The 5,361-nt window shown below is 71.3% G+C and carries 1 protein-coding gene and 1 pseudogene; both read left to right on the plus strand.

What is annotated here, in order from left to right; translation table 11 throughout:
* On the plus strand, window positions 1-3,786 hold a 3,786-nt coding region (locus tag ADK36_RS07290; protein ID WP_159391091.1), incomplete at its 5' end, for a type I polyketide synthase.
* Between the two features lie 40 nt (window positions 3,787-3,826).
* Window positions 3,827-5,361 (plus strand): annotated as a pseudogene (locus ADK36_RS45485) (type I polyketide synthase); the annotation flags it as partial.

Consider the following 5,361-nt stretch of genomic DNA (forward strand, 5'->3'; position numbering starts at 1 on the left):
CAGGTATGGGTCTTCCCCGGCCAAGGCGCCCAATGGGCCGGCATGGGCGCCGACCTCCTCGACACCTCACCCGCATTCGCCCAGAAGATGACCGAATGCGCCCACGTCCTGGACCCCCTCACCGGCTACTCACTCCTCGACGTCATCCGCCAAACCCCAAACGCCCCCACCCTCACCACCGCCGACGTCATCCAGCCCGCCACCTTCGCCGTCATGACCTCCCTCGCCCACTGCTACCAAACAGCAGGCCTCACCCCCGACGCCGTCACCGGCCACTCCCAAGGCGAAATCACCGCCGCCCACATCGCCGGAGCCCTCACCCTCCAAGACGCCGCCACCATCATCACCCTCCGCGCCCAAGCCATCACCACCCACCTCTCCGGCCACGGCACCATGCTCTCCCTCAACACCACCCCCGAACACGCCCAACAACTCATCACCCAACACGCCCCCGACGCCGACATCGCCGCCATCAACTCCCCCACCAACCTCATCCTCTCCGGCACCCCCACCACCCTCCACACCCTCCACACCCACTGCCAAACCCACAACATCCGAAGCCGGGAACTCCCCCTGGCACACGGCATCGCCGGGCACACCGCGCAGGTCGAGGTGATCGAAGAGGACCTGCGCAAGGGGCTGGCCGGTATCGAACCCCGGGCCGCCTCCGTGGCGTTCTACTCCACCGTCACCGGCACCCGGATCGACACCACCACCCTGGACGCCGACTACTGGTACCGGAACCTGCGGCACACCGTGCAGTTCGACAGCGCTGTGCGGGCTCTGGCGGAGTCCGGCCATCGCGCCTTCGTCGAGGTGAGCGCGGACCCGATCCTCATCATGAACATCCAGGACATCCTTGAGGCCGGTGTGCCGGGCCCGTCCGTGATCACCGGCACGCTGCGGCGCAAGGAGAGCGGCGTCCGCCGTTTCCTCGGGGCACTCGGCACGCTGCACGGGCGCGGCATACCGGTGGACTGGGCCGCCGTGGTCGGCACCGGCGACACCAGCGGCACCGAGCGACCGGTGGAACTGCCGACGTACGCCTTCCAGCGGCAGAGTCACTGGCTCACGAGGGACACGGCGTCGGGTGATCCGGCGGAGCTGGGGCTGGCCTCGGTGGCGCACCCGATGCTGGGTGCCCTGGCGGAGGACCCGGCCACCGGCGGGCTGCTCTTCACCTCCCGCTGGTCGTCGGCCACCCACCCCCGGCTCGCCGACCCGGCCACCGCCGGTGCCGCCCTCGTCGACCTCCTCATCCGGGCCGGCGACGAGACCGGCACCAGCCACCTCAGCGAGCTGGTCATCGAGACGCCGTTGGTCCTTCCGGAGCAGGACGGCCTCCAGATCCGGGTCGGTCTCGGCACGCCCGACGAATCCGGTGTGCGTACGGCGCAGATCCACTCCCGGCCGCAGAACGCCGCTCCCGGTACGCCGTTCACCCGGCACGCCACGGCCCGCCTGTCCGCCGAGGCCCCCGCGCCCGACTTCGACCTCACCCAGTGGCCGCCGGCCGGGGCAGCCCCCATCGAGGAGGCCGGCCCGGCGCCGTACGGGCTCGGCACCGCCTGGTCCCACGGCACCGACGTCTACGCCGAGGTCGCCCTCCCCGACGGGACGGACAGGACCGACGGCTACGGACTCCACCCGACCCTCCTGAGCGCCTGCCTCCACGCCGCGGGGCTGCGCGGTGACGCGGACGAGATGGACGAGGCGGACCAGGCAAGCCAGGAGGACCGGGTGGGCGGGGGCATCCGGGCGAGCGACACGGCGGTCGCGCTGCCGGTCCGCTGGAAGGACGTACAGCTCTACGCCGACAGGGCCACCACCCTCCGTGTTCACGTGGCAGCACAGGGGCCGGACGTCTTCGGTCTTCGTCTCGCCGACGGCACGGGCAGGCCGGTCGGCTCCGTCGGATCGGTGGTCACCCGGCCGTACGACAGCTCGGTGGACCGAGGGGAAGCCTCCGCCACGGCCCTCGGTCACCTCTACCGCCTCGACTGGACGCCGATCCCGGTCACCGGCCGGCACACGGCCACGGTCACGGCTCCTGCCACGGCCCCGGTCACCTGCGCCGAGGACGTGCGTGCGGTGGCCGAGGCGGACCGGCTGCCCGGTGTGCTGCTGCTGGAGGTGGCCGGTGACGGCGCCTGCGACGCCGACGAGGTCCGCGAACTGACCACCCGTGTCCTGGGCGTCGTCCGGGCCTGTCTGGCCGAACCCCGCCTGCGGGACACCCTTCTGCTCGCCGTGACGCGTCGGGCCGTCGCCACGACGGACGGCGAGGACATCGCCGACCTGCCCGCCGCCGCGGCTGTCGGCCTGTTGCACTCCGTCCAGGCCGAGCACCCCGGCCGGGTCGTCCTGATCGATACCGACGACAGCGCCCGGTCGCTCGCCACCGGCCTCCCCTCACTCACCACCGTCCTCCCCGAACTCCTCGCCGCCGGCGAACTCCACGTCGCCGTACGCGAGGGAACGTTCCTCGCGCCCCGCCTGGCCCCCACCGCGCCGGGCAGCGATGACCGCCCGCTCGACCCCGACGGCACCGTCCTCGTCACGGGCGGCACCGGGCCGCTCGGACGGCTCGTCACGCGTCACCTGGTGGAGCGGCACCAGGTCAAGAACCTGCTGCTGACCCACCACGAACAGCCGAACGCCGAGGTGGAGGCCCAACTCGCCGAGCTGTCGGAGCTGGGCGCCCAGGTCCGGATCACCGACCCCGCTCACCTGGCCGACGTCATCGACGCCCACCGCCTCACCACCGTCATCCACACCGCGGGCGTCCTCGACGACGACCACTTCAGTGCCCTCGCCCTGCACCGGCTCGTCCGCGAACACGACCTCGCCCACTTCGTGTTGTTCTCCTCCGCCACGGGCACCTTCGGCGGCTCCGGCCAGGAGGCGCTGGCCACGGCGAGCGCTCTGATGGACGGTCTGGCCCGGCATCGTCACGCCAACGGGCTGCCCGCGACCTCACTCGCCTGGGGTCCGTGGCAGACGGCCGAACCCGCGGCGGGCACCGGCGCCACCCGGAACAGGCGGTCCGGAGCGGCCGAATTGAGTGTGCGGGAAGGGCTGTCGCTGCTCGACGTCGCTCTGCGCTCCACGGGTGCTGCCTCGGTTCCCGTCCCCGTCCTGGTCCCGGTGAAGCTGGACTTCGGTGTGCTGCGTTCCCAGGCGGAGGCCGGCACCCTGCCGCCGATGCTGCGCGGTCTCGTGCCGGCGCGGCGCGCCGTCGCCGTCAGCATCGGCACCGACGGCCGGACCGGCCTCCTCGAACGGCTCTCCGCCCTACCGGAACGCGACCGCGACCACAGCCTGCTGAGCCTGGTGCGGGATGCGGCGGCCGCCGCCCTCGGACATGCGTCGTCCGCCGAGATCACGGCCAACCGGGCCTTCAGCGACCTCGGGTTCACCTCCCTCACAGCGGTGGAGTTCCGCAACCGGCTCTCCGAACAGACCGGGCTGCGCCTGCCGAGCACGCTGGTCTTCGATCACCCCACGCCCTCGGCGCTCATGCGGCATCTGCGCGCCGAGCTCTTCCCCACCGCCACGCCCGAGGACACGGTCCTGGAAGAACTGCGCCGCCTAGAGGCCGCGGTGGCGGAACTGGAAACGGACCGCGTCGAAAGCACGCGGATCGTCCCCCGGCTTCAGGCGCTCGCCGCCAAGTTGCAGACCCCGCACAGCACTCCGCACGACGTCGATATCACCGCCCGACTCGAATCGGCCTCGATGGACGACGTCCTCGCCTTCATCGATGAGGAATTCGGCGAGGGCTGACACACCCGCTTGCCCACTGTGAAAGAGGTCGTGGCCCCGGATGGAGAAGAACCAGGTGGAAATCCAAGCGGAGAACGCGGAGAAGCACGCAGCGCCCCAGACGGAGAACCAGGCTGAAAACCAGGCAGAGAACCAAGCTGAGAGCAATGAAAAGCTCGTCAAATACCTGAAGAGGATGACGGCTGATCTGCATCACGCACGCCGCACGATCACCGAGCTGCGCAATGCGCACTCCGAGCCGATCGCGATCGTCGGCATGGCCTGCCGTTTCCCGGGCGGGGTGACGTCCCCGGAGGGGCTGTGGGACCTGGTCGCCTCCGGCGGTGAGGCGATCACCGGCTTCCCGGTGAACCGCGGCTGGGACCTGGAGAACCTGTACCACCCGGACCCGGACCACCCAGGCACGAGCTATTCCCGCGAGGGCGGATTCCTCCATGACGCCGACCAGTTCGACGCGGCCTTCTTCGGCATCTCGCCACGTGAGGCACTCGCCATGGACCCGCAGCAGCGGCTGATGCTGGAGATCACCTGGGAGGCCCTGGAACGGGCCGCCATCGATCCCGCCACCCTGCGCGAACAACCCGTCGGCGTCTTCACCGGCACGGGAGGCGGCGACTACCGGGCCGACCCGCACGACGTGCCCGAGGGTGTCGATGCCTACCTCATGACAGGGGCCCTCGGTGGTGTGCTCTCGGGTCGGGTGTCGTACTTCCTGGGACTGGAGGGCCCGGCGGTGACGGTGGACACCGCCTGCTCCTCGTCCCTGGTGACCGTCCATCTCGCCGCCCAGTCCCTGCGCTCGGGCGAGTCCTCCCTCGCCCTCGCCGGCGGGGTGACGGTACTGGCCCCGAACGCGTTCGTGGGCTTCTCCCGGCAGCGCGGCCTCGCTCCCGACGGCCGCTGCAAGTCCTTCGCGGCAGCCGCCGACGGCACGGGGTTCGCGGAGGGCGCCGGTGTGCTGGTGCTGGAGCGACTGTCGGGCGCCATCCGTAATAGGCGGCGGATCTGGGGCGTCATACGGGGATCGGCCGTCAACCAGGACGGCGCCTCCAACGGGCTGACCGCGCCGAACGGTCCCTCCCAACGGCGGGTGATCCGGCGGGCGTTGGCGAGTGCGGGGCTGCGGATGTGGACGCCGTGGAGGCTCACGGCACGGGCACGACGCTCGGCGACCCGATCGAGGCGCAGGCACTGCTGGCCACCTACGGGCAGGACCACGACGCCGAACGACCGCTGTGGCTCGGCTCCGTGAAGTCCAACATCGGCCATACCCAGGCCGCCGCCGGCGTCGCCGGTGTCATCAAGATGGTCATGGCGATACGGCACGGCCTGCTGCCCCGCACCCTGCACGTGGACGAGCCGACGCCCCAGGTCGACTGGTCCGCCGGGCATGTCGAACTGCTCACCGAGGCCCGCCCCTGGCCAGATTCCGACCGGCCCCGCCGTGGCGGCGTCTCCGGCTTCGGGGCATCGGGGACCAACGCGCACGTCATCCTGGAGCAGCCGCCGGAGCCGGTGACCAGCGAGCAGGGGGACATGACCGCGCCCGCTGTGGGCTTGGTTCCGTTGGTGGTG

It is taken from the genome of Streptomyces viridochromogenes (genome assembly GCF_001270495.1).
Classification (GTDB): Bacteria; Actinomycetota; Actinomycetes; order Streptomycetales; family Streptomycetaceae; genus Streptomyces; species Streptomyces viridochromogenes_A.